Annotated in this window: 16 protein-coding genes; 9 read left to right on the top strand and 7 right to left on the bottom strand. The window is 34.6% G+C overall.

Annotated elements, in window-relative coordinates:
* Positions 1–175: 175 nt before the first annotated feature.
* The gene (cysG, locus tag ACT5E3_RS19620) at positions 176–1,615 is read right to left on the bottom strand and encodes a siroheme synthase CysG (protein WP_444995253.1); all 1,440 of its coding nucleotides are present in this window, start codon (positions 1,613–1,615) and stop codon (positions 176–178) included.
* Between the two features lie 311 nt (positions 1,616–1,926).
* Between cysG and ACT5E3_RS19615 the strand changes: the two genes are divergently transcribed.
* The 5 genes from ACT5E3_RS19615 (at position 1,927) to ACT5E3_RS19595 (ending at position 7,883) form a co-directional block, all read left to right on the top strand.
* A complete protein-coding gene (locus ACT5E3_RS19615) occupies positions 1,927–3,558 on the top strand; it encodes a cytochrome D1 domain-containing protein (RefSeq protein ID WP_444995252.1) in 1,632 nt (543 codons plus the stop codon).
* 107 nt (positions 3,559–3,665) lie between these two features.
* Positions 3,666–5,471 carry a NapC/NirT family cytochrome c gene (locus ACT5E3_RS19610; protein ID WP_444995251.1) on the top strand — a complete coding sequence of 602 codons (1,806 nt, stop codon included), beginning with the start codon at positions 3,666–3,668 and terminating at the stop codon, positions 5,469–5,471.
* A 114-nt stretch (positions 5,472–5,585) separates the two neighbouring features.
* Positions 5,586–5,945: a cupredoxin domain-containing protein gene (locus ACT5E3_RS19605; RefSeq protein ID WP_444995250.1), complete on the top strand. Its 360-nt coding sequence runs from the start codon at positions 5,586–5,588 to the stop codon at positions 5,943–5,945.
* Positions 5,946–6,158: 213 nt separating this feature from the next.
* Positions 6,159–6,626 carry a CYTH domain-containing protein gene (locus ACT5E3_RS19600; RefSeq protein ID WP_444995249.1) on the top strand — a complete coding sequence of 156 codons (468 nt, stop codon included), beginning with the start codon at positions 6,159–6,161 and terminating at the stop codon, positions 6,624–6,626.
* Between the two features lie 111 nt (positions 6,627–6,737).
* On the top strand, positions 6,738–7,883 hold the full coding sequence (locus ACT5E3_RS19595; protein WP_444995248.1) for a phosphatidate phosphatase App1 family protein: 1,146 nt from the start codon (positions 6,738–6,740) through the stop codon (positions 7,881–7,883).
* 75 nt (positions 7,884–7,958) lie between these two features.
* Here the strand turns inward: ACT5E3_RS19595 and ACT5E3_RS19590 are convergent, their stop codons facing one another.
* From ACT5E3_RS19590 to ACT5E3_RS19580, 3 genes are all read right to left on the bottom strand, one after another.
* The gene (locus tag ACT5E3_RS19590) at positions 7,959–9,806 is read right to left on the bottom strand and encodes a M1 family metallopeptidase (RefSeq protein ID WP_444995247.1); all 1,848 of its coding nucleotides are present in this window, start codon (positions 9,804–9,806) and stop codon (positions 7,959–7,961) included.
* 150 nt (positions 9,807–9,956) lie between these two features.
* Positions 9,957–11,783 (bottom strand): nitric oxide reductase activation protein NorD, encoded by a 1,827-nt coding sequence (locus ACT5E3_RS19585; protein ID WP_444995246.1) that lies wholly within the window; start codon positions 11,781–11,783, stop codon positions 9,957–9,959.
* A gap of 2 nt (positions 11,784–11,785) precedes the next feature.
* Positions 11,786–12,580 (bottom strand): CbbQ/NirQ/NorQ/GpvN family protein, encoded by a 795-nt coding sequence (locus tag ACT5E3_RS19580; RefSeq protein ID WP_444995245.1) that lies wholly within the window; start codon positions 12,578–12,580, stop codon positions 11,786–11,788.
* Between the two features lie 273 nt (positions 12,581–12,853).
* On the opposite strand from ACT5E3_RS19580, the gene ACT5E3_RS19575 reads away from it, so the two are divergent.
* Entirely contained in the window at positions 12,854–13,390 is a 537-nt protein-coding gene (locus ACT5E3_RS19575; RefSeq protein ID WP_444995244.1) for a hemerythrin domain-containing protein, read from the top strand.
* Positions 13,391–13,459: 69 nt separating this feature from the next.
* Here ACT5E3_RS19575 and ACT5E3_RS19570 read toward each other — a convergent pair whose 3' ends face one another.
* From ACT5E3_RS19570 to ACT5E3_RS19560, 3 genes are read right to left on the bottom strand one after another with little or no spacing between them, the layout of a single operon-like run.
* Positions 13,460–14,686, bottom strand: a complete 1,227-nt coding sequence (locus ACT5E3_RS19570; protein WP_444995243.1) for a vWA domain-containing protein — start codon at positions 14,684–14,686, stop codon at positions 13,460–13,462.
* Between the two features lie 18 nt (positions 14,687–14,704).
* Positions 14,705–15,268 carry a hypothetical protein gene (locus tag ACT5E3_RS19565; protein ID WP_444995242.1) on the bottom strand — a complete coding sequence of 188 codons (564 nt, stop codon included), beginning with the start codon at positions 15,266–15,268 and terminating at the stop codon, positions 14,705–14,707.
* Between the two features lie 2 nt (positions 15,269–15,270).
* Entirely contained in the window at positions 15,271–15,804 is a 534-nt protein-coding gene (locus tag ACT5E3_RS19560) for a PspA/IM30 family protein (RefSeq protein ID WP_444995241.1), read from the bottom strand.
* A gap of 221 nt (positions 15,805–16,025) precedes the next feature.
* Between ACT5E3_RS19560 and ACT5E3_RS19555 the strand changes: the two genes are divergently transcribed.
* The 3 genes from ACT5E3_RS19555 to ACT5E3_RS19545 all read left to right on the top strand — a co-directional run bounded on the left by ACT5E3_RS19555 (position 16,026) and on the right by ACT5E3_RS19545 (position 20,073).
* Positions 16,026–16,739, top strand: a complete 714-nt coding sequence (locus ACT5E3_RS19555; RefSeq protein WP_444995240.1) for a response regulator transcription factor — start codon at positions 16,026–16,028, stop codon at positions 16,737–16,739.
* Entirely contained in the window at positions 16,736–18,832 is a 2,097-nt protein-coding gene (locus tag ACT5E3_RS19550; RefSeq protein ID WP_444995239.1) for a sensor histidine kinase, read from the top strand. The genes ACT5E3_RS19555 and ACT5E3_RS19550 overlap by 4 nt, the downstream gene beginning before the upstream one ends.
* Before the next feature lie 176 nt (positions 18,833–19,008).
* Positions 19,009–20,073, top strand: a complete 1,065-nt coding sequence (locus tag ACT5E3_RS19545; protein ID WP_444995238.1) for a serine hydrolase domain-containing protein — start codon at positions 19,009–19,011, stop codon at positions 20,071–20,073.
* Positions 20,074–20,320 lie beyond the last annotated feature (247 nt).

Here is a 20,320-nt window from a genome sequence, read left to right as displayed (position 1 = left end):
CACACTGAACTCAAGTGGAAACTGCAATTCAATTTAATTGGGTTTTAAGTCATTGAAAATAAAAATGATTCTATTAATTATTTTGAATTTCCTTATCCAGAGTTGAGGTTAGTTAGAGCTTTAGAGCGCTACTTTTTTGTATTGAGTGTTGAGGTTGCTTAAGAGGACAAATTTTCTAGGCCCGCTTTCTTTCTAGGGCTAAATTGCCATGTGCAACAGCCATTGTTTCTGTTTGGTTGGTATGTTTTAGTGTGTCATGTAAGCGAATAACTTCACCAACAACAATGAGTGCAGGTGATTCGATTCCGGCATTGGCAACTTCAGTTGCAATATTTGATAAGTTACCAATAACGAGCTTTTGTTCTGGGCGAGTCGCATTTTGAATAACCGCTACAGGCGTCGAACTCGGCAATCCATGAGCAACTAAATTTTGGCTGATTGTTTCTAATGCAGATAGCCCCATATAAATAACTAAGGTTTGGTGCTTATGTGCTAAAGCCTTCCAATTCAAATCGCAGCTATCATTTTTTAAATGTCCTGTCACAAAGGTTACACTGTGTGCGTAATCTCTATGGGTGAGAGGAATGCCACAGTAGTTAGATGCACCAGCAGCAGAAGTAATACCAGGAACCACATGAAAAGGTATTTGGTGCTTGACTAATTCTTCTGCTTCTTCGCCGCCTCGACCAAAAATAAAGGGATCGCCCCCTTTTAAACGAAGTACTCGATGACCTTTTTTAGCGTAGTCAAGTAATAGTGAATTTATATCTTCTTGTGGCACACAATGGAACTTGGATTTTTTACCAACATAAATTTTATGCGCATCGCGGCGAGTGAGATCCAATATTTCTGGTGTAACTAACCGATCATAAATGACGACATCTGCCTGTTGCATTAAACGTAATGCTTTGAAGGTTAAAAGTTCGGGATCGCCAGGGCCAGCGCCAACCAAATAAACCTCTCCTCGGTTTTCTTGAGGAAAAAAGTCTTCGGATAATTTATTTTGTAATAATGATTCAGCTTGTTCGTGGTTACCTGCAAAAACAGCTTGAGCTATTGGTCCTTCAAAAACAGATTCCCAAAAATCTCTTCTTTGATTGGTATTGCTAAAAATAGATTTTACTTTTGCCCTATATTTTTGAGCAAGCTCAGCAAGTTTACCATATTGAAATGGAATAATTGATTCAATTTTTGCACGAAGTAGTCTACCTAGAACAGGTGCGTTACCATTGCTACAAACTGCGATAGATATTGGACCTCTTTCTATAATAGCAGGAAAAATGAAACTACAAAGATCAGGGTTATCAACAACGTTAACCGGTAGATTTATTTTTTTTGCCTCATTTGAAACCATTTTATTCAGCGCTTTATTGTCCGTTGCGGCAATTACTAGAGACTTATCTTTTAAATGAGAACTTGAATATTGTTCTGTGAGTAATGTAAGAGACAAGTTGTCAGATATAGATATCAGTTGTTCGCCTATTTTTTTTGCAACAACAATTACTTGTGCACCAGCATTAAGTAAAGCAGAAACTTTTCGATAAGCAATTTCTCCACCACCGACAACTAAGCATTGCTTTTCTTTTATATCCATAAACAAAGGAAAATAATCCATTTTATTCATCTCTATATAATTATTCTCATGAAAAAATGGTACACGACACACTTTTATATATCTTGATTTGTATCAATTGAACAGAATTGAATTTGTCTGAAATTTAAAATAAAAAGGAATTTAAATGCGTTTGGTGAAATGCTGCAGTGTAGCAGAATAAGCCCTAAAAAAAATAGGGGAAAACAAGATCATTTATATTGATATTGATCAAAGAGGTTGCTTTATGTAAGCGTATTATTGACTCGAGTTAATCAATTACTCCGTTGATCTTCTCAAAACTTATTATTGAATTTAACGAGGGGAAACAAGTCATGAATAAGACAAAGGTCGGTCTCTCTGTAATGGGAATGGCTGCCGGACTATTTGCATCAAGCTTTGCATTAAATGTTGCCGCTGCTGAGCCAACATTATCAGAAGCAGATTTTGAAAAAGCTAAAACACTTTATTTTCAGCGTTGTGCAGGTTGTCATGGTGTATTAAGAAAAGGGGCCACAGGAAAAAGTTTAGAGCCGAAAAGTACGTTGAAATTGGGGCAGCAACGATTAGAAAAAATTATTGCTTATGGTACAGAAGGTGGAATGAATAACTTTGATGATATTTTCTCAAAAAAAGAAATTAGTTTATTGTCAACGTATATTCAAATGGAACCACCAATACCACCTGAAATGTCTTTAAGTATGATGAAAAAGCATACGAAACAATTCGTTGAGTTAAAAGATTATCCAACAAAACCTTTGCACGGCCGTAATTGGCAGAATTTTTTTGTTGTCATTGAACGTGATGCAGGTAAAGCGGCAATTGTTGATGGTGATAAAAAAGAAATTGTAGCACATCTGGACACTGGGTATGCGGTTCATGTTATTAAAGGGTTAGAAAAACATCACTCAGATAAACCTAAAGATGCGGTTGGTCGTTTTTGGTATACCATTGGAAGAGATGGAAAAGTTAATAAAATTGACTTGTGGCAAAAGCCAGAAAAAATGCTAGTAGCCGAAACCAAAATGGCTTATGACGCTCGTGATATTGCTGTTTCTGGTGATGGTAAATATGTTATTGCTGGCGGATATTGGCCACCTCACTTTGTCATTATGGATGCTAAAACATTAGACCCGCTAAAAGTTGTTTCTTCTCGTGGTATTAATGTAGATGGTGAATATGTTAATGAGTCTCGTGTTGCTGCTATTTATACAACGCCTAATGAGCCTACTTTTATGGTAGCCATTAAAGAATTAGGTCAAATGTGGCAGGTTGACTACTCTGATATTGACAATTTAAGAATTGAGCAAATCGATTCAGCTAAATTCCTGCATGACGGATTTTTTGATCCTACTGGTCGTTATTTTCAGATTGCTGCTAATGCTTCCAACAAAATGGTAGTGGTTGATACTAAAGATCGTAAACTAGAAAAGATGATTGATGTTGATAAGCTACCACATCCTGGACCTGGTGCTAATTGGGTTGATGAAAAGTGTGGTCCGGTTGGTGGGACAACTCACCTTGGTGTGGGCTTAGTCTCTGTTTGGGGAAATGATCCAATCGGTCATCCAAAAAATGCGTGGAAACTCTGTTATGAAGTTGAAACAGATGGTCCTGGTGCTTTTATTCGAACTCACGAAAAATCTCAATATGTTTGGGCTGATCAATTGAAACATCCAGAACCAGAAGTTCAACAAAGTGTGCAAGTTTTTGATAAGAAAACTCATGAAATCGTTAAAACTATTCGGGTAACGGAAGAAGAAGGAAAAGCCGCACTCCATATTGAGTTTAATCAAGGCGGTACAGAGGTATGGGTTTCTGTTTGGAATCGTACTGATAACAAAAATCCAACTGGAGAAATTGTTATTTATGATGCGAAAACATTGAAAGAGAAGGCTCGTATTAAAGGTTTAACTACTCCAACTGGTAAGTTTAATGTTTATAACCGAATAAACCATAAAACATAAACCATAAAACATAAATATTCGTATGATGGGGGGATAAGGTGTAATTCAACTTACACCTTATTTTTACTAGAGATTTTGTATTGCAGCTACCTGTTTTTTGGAGCTAAATGATGGCACAAGAAAAATCAAAATTAAAAAAATTAATGAATAAAAAAATATTAATGGGAGCAACTATTGCTGCTGGTACAGTATTTTTTATTGCAGGTATTATTTTTTGGGGAGGCTTTAATACAGCTATGGAAGCAACCAATACGATGGAATTTTGTATTAGCTGCCATGAAATGGAAAACAATGTTTATCAAGAATATAAACCAACCATTCATTATACGAATCGTACTGGTGTAAGAGCTGGCTGTCCTGATTGTCATGTACCAGATCCTTGGGTTCATAAGTTTGTTAGAAAAATAAAAGCCAGTAATGAACTGTATCATAAAGTAATTGGCTCGGTTGATACTCCTGAAAAATTTGAAAAACACCGATTAGAAATGGCAAAGCGTGTTTGGAAAACAATGAAAGAGACGGATTCACGCGAATGTCGAAATTGTCATAACTTTGAATCAATGGCTCCACAATTCCAAAAAGCAAGAGCTAGAAAGCAGCACTTGAATGCCTTTAAAAATGGTCAAACTTGTATTGATTGCCATAAAGGCATTGCACATAATAATGTTCGACATATGTTAAGTGATGAAGAGCTGGAAGAGTTAGAAGCGCCTAATCCTGAATTTGTGAGAGAAGTGCCACAAATGTATTTAGATGGGTTAGCAAAAATTGTCGCTGAAGAAGAAGCTGAAACTAGAAAGGAAGCTAAGGCGAAAAAAGCGGCTGAAGAAGCCGAAGCAGAAAAAATTTCACAAGCAATTGATGAAGCGCTTACAGAATATAAGTCAAAGCATTCCAATACACAAAAAGGTACTGATAGTAAAAAGAGCAGCCTGAGTGCTGCTTCAGAGAGCAAGATTAACATAAACTGGAAGAAAGCGAGTGTTAGAGAGGTGACTGTTTTTTATCCGGGACAAACCTCTATTGAATGGATACAAAATGGACGTGATCATGGTGGTGCTCGGCCATTTACCAAAGGTGGTGACCGTTGTGTGACTTGCCATGATAAAGAAACTGCTGATATGGGACAGAAATTAGTGTCTGGAGAAAAAGCTGAGTTAACTCCAATTAAAGGTAAACGCGGCAGCTTTCCTGTTCGTATAGAATCAACTCATGATGATGAATACTTATATATGAGATTTAGCTGGAAAGATACCAAGCATGTTCCCGTATCATTTGTTGAAGGTGGTAAAATGGATCCGAATAATTCAACTAAGTTAGCCGTGATGTTTGCGACTGATGAAGTGGAATATGCGGACAGAGCAGGATGTTGGGGGACATGCCATCATGATGCACGCAGTATGCCTGATGAGCCAGAGCAAGCAGTGCTTGATTCGAGTGAATTAAAAAGCAAAATTAATTTAACTAGTGGTGTAACTAAATATATTAAAGAGAGCCGTAGTAAAATTGAAATTAAAGGACGCAGAGGTAAGAAAAAAGGTGGATGGGATAAATTGATTGAGGCTGATGCTTTAGCAAAAATTAAAAACAGTCATCAGTTTATGGATTTAATCCGCTATAAAGTTGGAGAAAAAGTCGTTGAAGATGGATATATTCTTGATGAACGAATTATGTCTGGTGGGCAAGGCTCGGAATTTGAGGCGCAACTAAAAAATGGTAGTTGGGTGGTTATTATGAAACGCCGTTTGAATAGTGATAAAGATGGTGATTTAAGCCTATCAACTAAACAAACTTATAATTTTGGTTTTGCTATTCATGATGATTATAGTAATTCACGTTTTCATCATGTGTCTTTAGGCTATAAATTAGGTTTTGATAATTCAGAAATGGAGCTTAATGCTAAAAAGCAATAATAAGCAAGCGCTGGTTGGCCTAGCTAGGTTATTTCTCTCGACTAGATAACCTAGCTATTTAATGGGAAGTCTTATGGCTTCCCTCTTTTTTTCTTTGATTGAATGGTAAATAATATGAAGATATTAAAAAAAATTACTATTGCAATGTTAGGGTGTTTGTTTGTTTTCAGTTGCAATAGTCAATCAATAAAGTCAATTGATAGTAATCAGAAAGAAAATACAGTTGTTGAAGTGGCAATGTTAAAGTATCAATTTGTTCCTCAATCATTAACGATAAAAGTAGGGCAGACCGTTCGCTGGATAAACAAGGAAAAGCGTCAATATCATAGTGTTTGGTTTGAAAAGTACGGAGAGAAAGAATCTGATTATTTATTTCCTGGAGATACGTTTGAAAAGACTTTTTTAAAGGTTGGTACTTTTGACTATCGTTGTGGCCCTCATCCAGAAATGGTTGCGACTATTGTGGTTGAGTAGTTATTGTTCTTATAATAAGTAAATTGAGTATTATTTTATGAATGATTTAGATAGGTTTCTTATTGAACGTATAAGAGTAAGAATAGTAATTCAATTATATCATAAAGCTAAAAAGGGAAAGTAGTGAAGAGCGGAATTTAAAGTCAAAGCCTTCTTTAAACTTATTGTGTGCTATGATCTTGTTTTAAAATAATCTTTTATGTAGTGATAATTATGGCTAAAGAAATAGAAAGAAAGTTTTTAGTTGATCTTAATAAGATAGGAGCACTTGAAGGTGGGGTTACTATTAAGCAGGGATATATTTCAACTTCAGATAAATCAGTTGTACGTCTAAGGTTAATAGGGCAAAAAGCATATCTTACGCTAAAAGGTGAGAACCAAGGGATTTCTCGCTCCGAGTTTGAGTATGAAATACCTGTTGAAGATGCTCATAAAATCATATCGGAATTATGTAGTGAAGGCGTGGTGGAAAAAACTCGATATTTGATTCAGCATGCCAATCATACATGGGAAGTTGATATTTTTCATGGTGACAATGACGGCTTAATCGTTGCTGAAATTGAGTTAAGAAGCGAAGATGAATATTTTGAAAAGCCAAGCTGGGTTACAGCTGAAGTGAGTGATGATGCTAAGTACTATAACTCTAGTTTATTAGATAATCCTTTTAGTAATTGGAAATAATTGTTAGTAATGTATTGAAGTCAAATTATAATTAGTTGATTAAGCGTGATTTGCTATCCTTAAATATATTTCGTAAAGTATATCGGGTTTATAACGATAAGGGTTCTCTTGATGCTGTCTTTACGCTATCTTCTATTTCCTATTTTAATGGTTTTTACTCATTTATCATATGCTAAAAATTCTGCTGAGGAAGCAGAAAAACGAGTTGTTGTTTATAATAGTTATGGTTATTTAGTTGATAATATTTGGCATATTCCATTGCATGTATGGGTCAGTGAAGCACCTAATTGGCTCAGTGGCATTGCGGGAAAGGGGGCTTTAAAGTTAATAAAAAATAAAATTGGTATTGATGAATTAACACCAATACAAGAAGCTCGTTTTCAATATGTAGCGGAAGACTTTCTGGCTGATAATGAGTCGAGAGAAGTTATTTCTTTTCAATTTGACAAGGATTCTAAGCAACATACCTTTACTATATCCAACAACAATAAACCTTTAAAATCTGATAGAAATGGAAATATAAAAACGATTTTTAAATTAACTAAAGCAGATGCTAACCGACTGTTAAAAGCACAGAGCTCAAAAAATGGCTGGTTAACTATTAAAATTAATTCTGAGAACCATCAGGGAACAGGAAAAATAAGATTAATTCCAGAAGAGGGCGTTTCTGTTATTTCGGATATAGACGATACGGTTAAAGTCACTAATATTCTTCAAGGCAGTCAAGAAATATTAAATAATACTTTTTTCAAACCTTTTAAGCCTGTGAATAAAATGTCTAATATGTATAAGGATTTTTCTTCTGATGTTGCATTTCACTACATTTCAGGGAGCCCTTGGCAGCTATATAAACCGATCACTGATTTTTTATTTGTACCTGAAGTCAACTTTCCTCAGGGAAGTTTACATATGAAAAATGTCAGAGTGAATTTGTTAGAGAGTGAGTCTTATAGTGATATCGCTAAACTTCTTACCGATGGTTCTCAAATAACAACCTTTAAACAAAAAATTTCTCAAATTTCTCAAATTTTATATGATTTTCCTAAGAGAAAGTTTATTTTAGTTGGAGATTCTGGTGAGCTGGATCCTGAGGTTTACCGAAAAATTAAAAACAATTTTAAAGAACAAATTATTGAAATTAAAATTCGTGATGTTAAAAATGATAATGCTTGTAATCAACTGAGATTAAAGGATATGACGATTATTAAGGTTGAACATAGCAAACTGGATGTTTGCTTGAATAATAAGTTGAAATGATAAATTAATCGTTTTTTAAGTGAGCCTTTATATTCACTATAAAGGCTCTTGTTTCTCAGGTACAGTCGTTTTGACTTACAATTTTGATGAATTAATAATTTTATCAATAGTACCTTGTGCCAAAGGGTGATAACCCGGCCTTGCTTTTTTATAGACGCGTTTCGCAAAAAGTAAAGATGATTCTTTTTTAGCTAGTTCTTCGTAAAGAGGAACTATTAATTTGCGTCTACCAATATTGACTAAATATTCTTCTAAACGATTGTTGATGATTGAATATTCATGCTTAATACCTAATAATAACCAAGCATGAGCTATTTCATTGTTGGTTGACTCTGTGAGTTTAAATGCTTTGTCTAGTTGTGATAAACGCTCTTTAGAAATATCTTTAGGTAAGTTATTAATAAAGAATAACCATTCATGAACGGTCCACTGACTGGTTGGAATATCTGAAATAGCTGTTTTGTTTGCATTCCAGTTATCAATATGTGATTGAACTTTTTTAAAGGCATCTGACTGTGGATTAGGTGCAAAATCAGGTAGCTGAGATTCAAACAACCATGTATTTACTTCTTGGCGACTAACTTTGCCTGGGTATCGCTCAAGTAAATTTTTATTCAGGTATTTAACAAAACCTTTTGTGTCTAAGCTTTGAAATGCATGATTGTTAAAGTAATCTTTGATAAAACGGTCAAATTTTTCTCGCCCAAATTTTTCTTCAAGAAAAACTAAAAACAATTGACCTTTTATATAGGGTACACCAGAGAAGGCGTCATCAGGATCTCTGCCTTCTATTTCAACATGTAAGATGGTATCTTTTTCTGGCAATGTTGTTAAGTCATGCTTCAAGTTTTGAACTTCTAAAGCTCTTTCCATAAGTGCACGCTGTTTGCCGTAGACTTCTTCCATGATTCTATTTTCTACATAGCTGGTAAAGCCTTCATTCAGCCATAAGTCACGCCAAGTCGCATTGGTAACCAAGTTGCCTGACCAAGAATGAGCTAGTTCATGAGCAATTAAGCTGACTAAACTTTTATCGCCAGCTATTACTGTTGGTGTAATAAATGATAAACGAGGATTTTCCATACCACCAAAAGGAAAAGAAGGGGGGAGTATTAATAGATCATATTGGTTCCAACGATATTCACCATAAAGTTTTTCTGTAGCATTGATCATTGCTTGAGTATCAATAAATTCTTTAGCCGCTGCTTCCAGATAAGCTGGTTCTGAATAAATCGCTGTTTGTTTTGACATGGCTTTGTGATGAATGTTTCCAGCGGCAATTGCGATTAAATAAGGAGGTATTGCTTGTGGCATGTTAAATTCATAAACTCCATCCTTACTACGCTGAGGGTTGTTGTTTGCACTCATTACCGGTCTTAAATGTTTGTCTGTCGATATTTTCGCGGTATAGGTAACACGCATTGCTGGCGTATCTTGAATTGGCATCCAGCTTCTGGCATGGATAGCCTGAGACTGGCTAAACATAAAAGGATATTTTTTACCTGCCGTTTGCTCAGGGGTTAGCCATTGCAATCCAGAAGCTTCTGGCTTTGAGTTGTAATAGACTTTGACTTTACGGGTATTAGAGAGCAGTTCTATAACCAGTCGACTACCTCTAACAGAGTCATTCTTATCTAAATGAAATTTAGCGGGTATCCATTGCTTTTCTTTAAGTAGAGTTACTTTGTGAATGTTTAATGCACGGGTATCTAAGGCTAAAATACTGGTTTTAGGATTAATCTTTTTTAAGGTGTGTTCAATTGAACCGTTTAATTGTTTGGCATCAAAATCAATATTTAAATCTAAATGGATATGGGTAGAGACAATATCAGCATAATTTGATTGTGTGTGCCAGTCTAGTTCGCTTTTAGCGTATACAAGGTTGCTTAATAGGCAACCTACTAGGAAAATAATACTTTTCATTGGAATGGTTTTTCCTTGTTATTGAATGATATATCACTAATTGCCAGTTTAGCATAAGTTAATTACCTGCTTCGAATTTTTAAGTGATGAAAATTTTAAAGTGGTTTGCAAGCCGTTGGCAATATGCAAACCAATAGAGTTCGTTTTCGGCTAATTAGTTAATAGAGAGTATAATTTAGGTAATTTTTCAGGTAATTCAGCCGCTTTTTTGATTTTTATGAAGTTGGACATACCAAATATATAGGACAAATAACTATTGTCTTCGTCGTCAATTGTTACACAAAATACTCTGATCCCTTTTTTAAAACTCTCACGTACCGCTTGCTTGGTATCTTCTATGCCATATTTACCTTCATAAATATCAACATCGTTGGGTTTTCCATCACTAAGTAACAGGAGTAGTTTCGTTTCTGTTATTTCCTTCTCTAATTGTAGACTGGCATATCTGATAGCTGCGCCCATACGAGTGTAATAACCTGGTGAAAGAGAAGAGATATTGTCTAAAATACTTTGTGATTGCGATTGTTCAAAGGTTTTAATGGGATAGTAACGTACCATATCCCTGCGTTTTGATGAAAAACCAGATATGGCAAATCGGTCTTGAGTGGCCGATAATGATTCAGAAAACAGGTAAAGAGAGTCCTTAATGATATCAATAACTTTAGAATCATTACTCACATAACTATCCGTTGATAAGCTTAAATCGGCTAATAGCAAACAAGATAAACTGCGTACATTCTGACGAAGCTCAATATATAAATTATCATTTTCATTGGTGAGGCCTGTTAATTTGTCTGCTTGATTTAAGACATAACGTTCCAGATCAATTTCACTACCATCGGGCTGACCTTTAAGCCATTGTTTTTGTTGTGTTAGCATTTCAAACTGGGCTTTTAAGCGTTTAGCTTTTTGCCGAAGCAAAGGAGAAAAAGTATGTTTTTCAACTTTGCGGGTTTGCATAATGTGAAGTTGACAGTGATCTTTTTGTAAAGTAGATTTTCGATGGTCCCACTCTGGTAGTTTTATACCTTGATTAATTGTAATATCATCTTGCTCTTCATTAGGTAAATCAAGATCAAACTTAAGTTTACTTGCTGTTGTTTCTGAACCTCTGACAATCGATATTTTATCAATATCATGTGCCGCTTCAGATGCACTATCCTCATCATCTTCATCTGCCGTTCTATCGACAGGGATAAACTCAGACCAAGAAAAAATACTTTCTAGACGAAATGCGATTAAACCATCTTTTTCATCAATATCTTGAGTATATTCACCTTTTTTTCTCAAGTTGAGTTTTTTAGATTGATTACTATTATCCTGAGTATCATCTTTGGGTTGTTCTAATGAATGTTTGGTTGTTAATGATTTTTCAGTAAATGGATCCAGCCAAATTGGAACCGGATAAACCGTTTTCATGTTAAAATTGATAGGTAATCTTTGATCTATATTTTTTAAAACTGATCGGAGTGAGTCTTCAGCTTGTTTATTTTTTATTGTCGTCAATTTTTTTCTTTGTTCTAAATGAGCATGGGCTAATTGTTGGTAGGTTTTTTTTAAACCTGGATATTGATTAATCACATTACTTATTGTATCGAACTGATAAGTTAACCAATTGGTTTGGTTATTTAAAGGACAATTAGCTAACAGTGCAGTTAACCACAGATAAGTCTGTAGGTTTTGTTCTTTATATGGAAATGCTGCGATTGAGCTGGGCAAGTGTAAACTGGTATCGGATATACTGGCGAGAGTTATTTTTTGTTCAGCACTTGCCAGCTTACTAAGAAAACGTCTTTTACCCTGCCAGTTTTTGCTTACTGCGTCTTTTACTTCCAGAGCTAAATGACCACCAAAAGCTCTAAATTGTATTGCAATTTGATGGCGAATATCATCTAAGCATACCCGTGCATCTGGAAAATCTATTGAAGAGACTTTAGTGATGTATTTATGCCAATATTGACCAACAAATTCTTCCATAACTAATCAATGTCCAACTTCGCTTTTACGACAGTCATTAATGCGTTTACAACTTCGATATCATCGCTCAGTGGTTCAATTAATGCTGCTTGGCAAGCGGCTATAGGATTCATGCCTGCTTTAATTAATGTTGCAGTATAAACCAATAAGCGAGTAGAAATGGACTCTTCTAAATCATGATCTTTTAACCGTCTTAAGCTATTTGATAAATCAACTAACTGGCGATTCATGTAATTATCTAATCCTGTTTCTTGCTTAATGATTGATTGTTCAGTTTCACTCTGAGGATAATCAAATGTTAAAGAGACAAAGCGTTGTCTAGTCGAAGGTTTTAAGCCTTTTAATAAGTTTTGATAACCGGGATTGTAAGATATTACTAGCATGAAACTATCAGGTGCATTCAGTTGTTCGCCTGTGCGATCTATTGGCAATATTCTACGATCATCAGATAGAGGGTGAATAACAACGGTCGTATCTTTTCGTGCCTCAACGACTTCGTCCAAATAGCAGATCCCTCCTTCTCGAACGGCTCGAGTTAAAGGACCATCTCGCCAAACGGTTTGTCCATCTTCAATTAAATAACGACCTACCAAGTCTGCGGCAGTTAAATCATCATGACAAGCAATAGTATAAAGCGGCTTGTTTAATTTTTTAGCCATATGAGATACGAACCTTGTTTTTCCACAGCCTGTTGGACCTTTTAGCATCAATGGTAATTGATTTTCATAGGCTGCTGTAAAAACTTCTATTTCATTGCCTTGTGGAATATAGGCTGGTGAATCATTTATTTCTGACATTGTTTTTAATCCATCAAATAAAGATGAGAGATAAGTTTAAATAAAGTCTTTAACTCAAAATGTGATTTAAGTCAGGAGAAAGTGGAGTATTGATATTTTATAGCAATAAGTTTTTATGCAATAAAGTTGAGCCAGATCAGTTTTTATACAAATAAACTTGATAGAATGAAATGCTGTTATATGCTCATCTTTATAGATTAATCATCAATTCGAGATTTATCGATTAACAGTAAATATAACCCTCGTATTGATTTAAATAATGAGGTATCAATTATGAATATTACACAAGAGTTAATGGTCGAGCACCGACTGATTAATAAAATCAATCAACAATTGATAGATTTACTCGAAATTAAAAGTCGTATCAGTAACAAAGACTATTTCTCTTTTATTTCTCGCTTTGTTAATTTTATAGAAAATTTTGTTGATGGTTATCATCATGTTAAAGAAGAGGAGTTTTTGTTTGAAGGACTCGATTTGCCCGGTGTTTTAGATAACAGGAGCCCTACAAAAATTTTATTGCATGAACATGAACTGGCAAGAGAGGCTTTGGGTTTAATTAAGCAAGGGCTTGAACAAAGTAATCACTCCTTAATAGAAAAAGGCGTGCGTAATTATGTTGATATATTATCACAGCATATGGAGAAAGAAGATTGTATGCTTTATCCTTTGGCTGAAAAAAGTTTGGGTGAGAAAACTAAAGAAAGAATTAATCAACTTTATGTAGAAGCTGAACAAGGTAATGATAAGTCCGATATATGGGGGAAACAAACGATATTCTCTGATGACTTAGCTAAAGTATTAGATTAAAAATTTAGTTTGTTTGTAGGCTCTATTAAAATGTACTGATTAATAGCGCCTACTTTAAATTAATATTAATTAATAACTAGATTCAGCATTGCTATAGTCAAGCCCTTTTTTTTCTGCTTGTTTTTTTAAGGTAGTTAATAATTGCTTATCTAAGCTATGGTTGACATCCTTAATATTTCCAAGTTGGGCTTTAATGTAGTTGTCGCGTTTTTCTGCGAGTTCTTTCAACTCTTTTTGATTAGATTTTCTTTGTAGTATTTTCTCCTGAATATAAGCTTCTTTTTCTTTTGGTTTCATGGATTGCATTTCTTCAGGTAGCTGGTCTTCATCAATTGAATCGAGTGATAAAGACCTACTTCCTAAGACATTAACTAACTCGTTTTTACCTGCGAAGTTGTTTTTACCTGCTTCGGTTAAATTATATTTAGCCCTTCGAGCTAGCGCTGCACTACTAGAGTGAGCATATAGTTTTTCTGTTGTTTCTTGTCTAAGTTTATTTTTCTCTTTTTCTTCTTTACTGCCAAAGTAAAGTTTAGAGTCATCTAATTTTTTAGACGCTTTGACAATTGCTTTATCAAATGGCGTCGCTATCGCTAAACTGCTTCCACTTTGCTTAACTTGAAAGCTTTCGCCTGAACCAAGTTGCGCAATTGTTTGCCACATAGCAGTAGTTTGTTGATTTTCTCCAACTTGAATCGTATTTACAATAATTCCTTTTTCAGAGGCTTTAGTTAAAGAGATTAGATAGGGAACATCATCGGGGTAACTATTATGTCCAGGCGCATCACCCACAAGAAAAATTGCTTGATAGCTATTAGGGTCTTTACTCCATTGAATAGAGTTAACGGCTTCATATAAAGCAGCATTAACACTTTCAGGGGCATCTCCACCACCTTGAGCTTTTAAGTCAAGTAAAGCAGCATAAACAGAGTCGAGATTAGCTGAGAGAGGAATTATTTTAGTGACATAAGCGTCTCCTCGATCTCGATAAGCAACCAGTCCAATACTAATTTCTGGCGCTGGTTGAGTGTTGGCCATGGTTGATGCAATCGACCATATTTTTTCTTTTGCCGCAGTAATCAATCCGCCCATGCTCGCAGTCGTATCGAGTACAAAAACTAACTCTACTTTAGCTCTTTTGTTGCCTGGATATGCCATTTGAGGTGCCGATATCTGCGGAGGATTCAATACCGTAATTTGACTGATTCTATCAATATTAGCAGAAACCACTACTGAAATAGCTGTGATAATAAATAGACTGATAATGGTTACTAACGATCTATTTTTTCTTTTCATTATTGAGTTCCTTAATATTTAATGGTTTTCTATACGCTTAATTGCGTTAGTGGCGTTTTTGTAAGCTATTTGGAATGCTTGATTATCTGGTAAGCTGTTATCTTGCTTCTTTTTTATGCGAGTCAACTGGGGAATATAAATAAACAGTGTTTGTATTAAATAAAAACACCATAAAGTTAAAAACCAGCTATGAGTAGTAGATAGAGTCCACAGGGCTACGGAATAACCGATGAGAATTAGTAGTGCATCAATAATTGATGCCAGTAAGTTTTTTTGAAAAAAAATGCTGCGGGCTAACCAAATCGAGCTGCATAAGAATATCAATAAAATTTCGTGGGATATAAAAGCTAATAACAATATTATATTCGCTGTAGAATAAAGTATTAAGCAGCTTAAACGACCCGTTTTATGCGAACTATTAAAGAGTAGATAGGCAATATACACAAAGTTTATAGTACTTAAAATAATCTGAAGTACGTCACCTTCAGGTAATACCCAAGACATTGTTTGAAAGCCTACTGCGCCAACAATACTGAGGCATAGTCCAATAAAAATAGATTGAGTCAATGATATGGTTTTCATTATTAACTCCTTTGTTGCTGTTCTTTAAGAATGGCTAGTTCCACATCATTCTCACTAATTTCAAATGCTGATTGATAGTTGTTGAAATGTTTATCATTAGAACGAGATGCAATTTTTAATAACTGTTCTGATTGCTGGCACATTGTCTCATATTGGGTTTGGTTTTCTGCTAATTGTTTTTGGATATTTGATAGTGACTGTTGTGATAATTCAATATCTTTTGCAACAAGAGAGTCGTGTTTTTGAATGATAAGTTTCTTTTTAACTAAGTTACGAATGAGAGTGTTGTTTTTATTTTCAAAAGAAAGGTCAATATCACGGTTAACTTCAGTTTCGTCATTATGTAATTGCTTCTTTTGTGCATTAAGAGACTCTATTTTGTTGGTCAGTAGAATCAATGACTTCTGCTGCCTTTGAATTTCCTCTTCCATATCTCTGATGGCTTGTTTTAATAAAGCTTCAGGATCTTCAACAAGATCTAATACCGCATGAATATCTGCTGTGAGTAAATGAGTTAAACGCTTTACAATAGCCATAAGCTTTCTCCCGATAATTTTTACATTGATTAGTTGTTTGATGGTAAATACAATTTCAAATTGCTTATGGGATAAGCTTACTTTTGATTTAAAAAGAGATATAGGCTGGTTTAAGTAAATTATTCGGTTGAAAAATTTACAAAAAATTTACCTGCATCTTCGCTGATTTATTGTTAATATTTAATTAGTTAGATTTGATATCGACAGGCCAATACGACAATATGAAAAAAAAGAACTCTATTTTAATAGTAGAAGATGAAGCAGCTATTAGTGCAGGTTTAACAGATGTTTTTATTTATCATGGCTATAAGGTTGAAGTCGCTGAAGATGGTGCTATTGGCTTAGATAGAGCGCTGAAGGGGAGGTATGATCTGATTATATTAGATGTCATGTTGCCTTCGATGAATGGTTACGATATTTGTCAAGCCATTCGTGAAAAAGATAAAGAACAGCCGATTATTATGTTAACCGCTAAAAGTGCTGACGAAGATATTATTCAAGGTTTATCCCTCGGTGCTGACGATTATGTCGCAAAACCTTTCTCAATTGCACAGTTATTACTTCGTATTGAGGCTGTTTTAAGGCGTTCAGGAAAATCTGAAATTCAAACTTATACTATACAGTTGAATCAAGAAAGAGTGATTGATTTGCAAAATTTATTAATAAGAACTCAATCTGGTGAAGTCGCCTTTACTCGCCGGGAAATTCAAGTATTAGAATATTTGTATCAAAACTCAAGTCGCCCTGTATCTAGAGAAGAGTTATTATCTGAAGTTTGGGGATATGATCCTGAATTATCAATTGAGACTCGTACTGTCGATATTCATATTGCTAAAATTCGTCGAAAAATAGAAATGAAAGCTAAAGACCCTCAGTTTCTTGTGACAGTTAGAGGCGCTGGCTATAAACTAATATTTGATATCCCAAACTCATGATTAAGTTATCAACGACTAAGTTGCGTTTGATATTTCTAGTGTTTTTTCTGGCATTAGTGATACCGTCTTGCATATTAAGTTGGAATGCTTATGAGCAACTACAGTGGAAATCACTTCATCAGTATCAACAGGAAGCTTTGCTTTTAACTGAACAAATTGATAGAGCACTCATCAGTATTGTTAAACAAGAAGAAGCGAGAGCTGATACTGATTATACTTTTTTAGTTTTAGCTGGTGATCCTAATGCTCGTTTTGTGCAGCGTTCTGAACTATCAAAATATCCTATTGATGCCAATGTGCCTGGGCTAATTGGATATTTTCAGATTGATAGTGATGGGCGATTTAGCACACCCTTATTACCTGAAAAATCTAAAGATTCATATTTATATGGCGTCAGTAATGAAGAAAAATTACAGCGTAGTCAACTAGAACAAAAACTGAGAAATATACTGATGCAGAATAAGCTGGTCTCTGCTGTTAATGAAGAAAAAACTGATTCTGATGAGGTTTTCCAAGAAGCTTCTAGCGGAGCAAAAAAAAATGACTCTATCCTTACTAATGTTTATAAAAAAGGGGTAGAGAAAGAACGTTTGCAAGCTATTAATGAAGCTTCTGTATTAAAAGAAAGAGTTGCACCACCAATATATAAACAGGAATCAGTGAGTTTTTCTGAATTACAATCGGAAGATGCACAAAATTTGATTTCAAAAAATATTGGCCGAAAAATCCCTCTTAAAAAATCAAAGAAAAGTCGTCAGAAACTTGCGTCTTCAAAACTGTCTACCAAGCCAGCGAGAGAGAATCGAATAGAAAAAACTTATAGTCCGCAACAGCTAGATAATATTTATACTGATAACAATGTTGTATTTGATAGCCAATCAATTCAAATTAATTTATTTGAAAGTGAACTTGAGCCATTTCGCTTTAGCCTGTTAAGTAGTGGGCATTTTGTTCTTTATCGGCAAGTATGGCGAAATAAGAAGCGAGTTATTCAAGGTGCTTTATTATCAATTGATAATTTTTTAGAAAAAGGAATTAAAAAGCATTTTTCTCAATCGATTTTAAAAAATATTTCGCGTTTAAATATTGTTTATGGAGAACAATTGATACAGAGTTATCAAGGTGGTGGTGAAGAAACCTACTCTTCTTTAGGGCTTTCTCCTAGTGCATCGCCACTGAAAGGGGAGTTATTATATTCTTCTAGTTTGAGTGAACCACTTAGCTCACTAAGTTTGATTTTTAATATTACTGATTTGCCTAAAGGACCTGGAGCTCATTTTATTTTACTTATGGCTGTTATATTAATTGTTGTGCTGACAATTGGTACCTATCTACTTTACCGTCTGGCAACTAAACATCTTTCACTCATTCATCAACAACAAAATTTTGTTTCGTCTGTTAGTCATGAATTAAAAACACCATTAACTTCTATTAGAATGTATGGAGAAATATTACAGCAAGGATGGGCTAGTGAAGAGAAAAAGAAAAGTTATTACGACTATATTTTTGAAGAGTCTGAGCGTTTATCCCGTTTGATTGAGAATGTGTTGCAAATTTCTAAAAGTAATCAAGAGCCATTAAAGCTAGAGTTAACGTCTATTAGTATTAACGAATTAATTAGTGTTATAGAGTCAAAAATAAGTACTCAGATTAATGCGAGTCACTTTCAGTTGAACCTTGATATAAGTAACTCTGTTGGTAAGCAGTTCTTAAATATTGATCAGGATGCATTTATACAAATAGTGATTAACCTGGTTGATAATGCGATCAAATATTCAGCCAAGTCGGAGATAAAAAAAATAGACCTAAAATGTTATCAAAGAAAAGATGGGCATATTGTTATGTCTATCAGAGATTATGGGCCGGGTATACCGAAAAGAAAAATTAAAAGAATTTTTGAACTTTTTTATCGGGTTGGAGATGAAATGACAAGGGAAAGTAAAGGAACCGGTATTGGTTTGGCATTGGTTAAAGAATTAACGAAAGCAATGTCTATTATAATAAAAGTTAAAAACCATAGTGTTGGAGTTGAGTTTACTTTGATATTTCCAATTGTTGATAAAAAAGTTAACGACATTATGTTTAATTCATAAATTACCGTACAAAATCTGATTTGAATTAAAAGGTCATTAAATGTAGTGTTACTATTAATGACTACATTATTATACAAACAAGTACATTTTACCGAATGACTATCTGTGGCTCTTAGCCTATCTTACTATAACCAATTAATAGTAATTGTTTTCAAAAACTTTAGGAGTATCTGCTGATGGTTAAGTTGGGGTTTAATGGTTTTTTTGTCATTGGCATGTTGTCGCTCATGCTTGGGTGTAATAGCAGTAGTATTGAAAACTTTGTTGATAGATGCGTTCCAGTGTCTAAAAGTAGTGATAACAAATATGAAAAGAAACTACGTAAGGAATGCTATTCAGGCAGCGTATTGATCGCAAAAGATGGCAATATAATCTTCGAAAATGGATTTGGAAAACGCAACCGTAAGACAGATGCTAAAAATAAGATAACTACGATTTTTCGCTTGGGAACAATTACTAAACAGTTCACTGCTGCGGCAATCATGATTTTACAAGAAAGAGACTTGATTGATATTGATGAACCAATAAATACTTATTTACCGGACTATCCCAATGGTGATTTGATTACCGCCAGGCATTTAATGAATCATACTGCTGGCGTACCCAATTATAATAAAATATCGGCAATATCGGGCGCTTTAGATGAAGAAATGACTCCCACTGAGCTTGTCAACCATATAAAAAAGTTGCCGCTTGAATTTACTCCGGGAGCAAAATATTCATATAGCAATTCGGGTTATACGTTGTTGGGCTACTTGATCGAAACGGTTTATGGTGTGACTTATGAAAGAGCCATTCAACAACTAATTTTTGATCCTCTCGGTATGAATGACAGTGAATATGGAGAGCGTTATATCACTGGAAGTAATAAAGCCCTTGGGTATACACAAAAAGGTAAAAATAGTAGAAATATTAGTATGAGTATCCCCTATGCCGCAGGCGCACTATCATCTACTGTTGTTGACCTGCATAAGTGGGAGCGCTCTTTTTATACCAATGCACTATTAAGTGAAAGCAGTAAAGAAGGCATTTTTACCCCTGGATTAGGCAATTACGGATTAGGTTGGGATATTCATACAACACCAACTTTGAAGCACTCTCATGGTGGTGGTATTAGTGGTTTTTCATCGCATATTGCTCGTTATCCGCAAGAAGGGCTTGTGATCATTATGTTGTCTAATGTTGAGTCAAATAAATTGAATGTATTGTCCTCTCACTTATATAATCTATATAAAAACTAATTTTTCTATTTTCTGTAGCGGAAATTACCGCTACAGAATGATGTTAAGCTTTCTTCTTTGACGGAAAAACTAAAAAGTATACTTTTCTCTCTTCTTAAAACCATTCAACGGAATATTAATACTACTGAGCGAATTTCTTTGGGCAAAGTAGTTATCTTTGGATTAATTCGTTATTATCTCTCCAACTAGTAATATTGAAAAATCGCATATCAGAATAAATGACATTAAATAGTTTACTGATTTTAAA

Source organism: Aliikangiella litoralis, from assembly GCF_052495765.1.
Note: the sequence above shows the minus strand (reverse complement) of the source record. Positions and strands in the feature narration are given on the sequence as shown.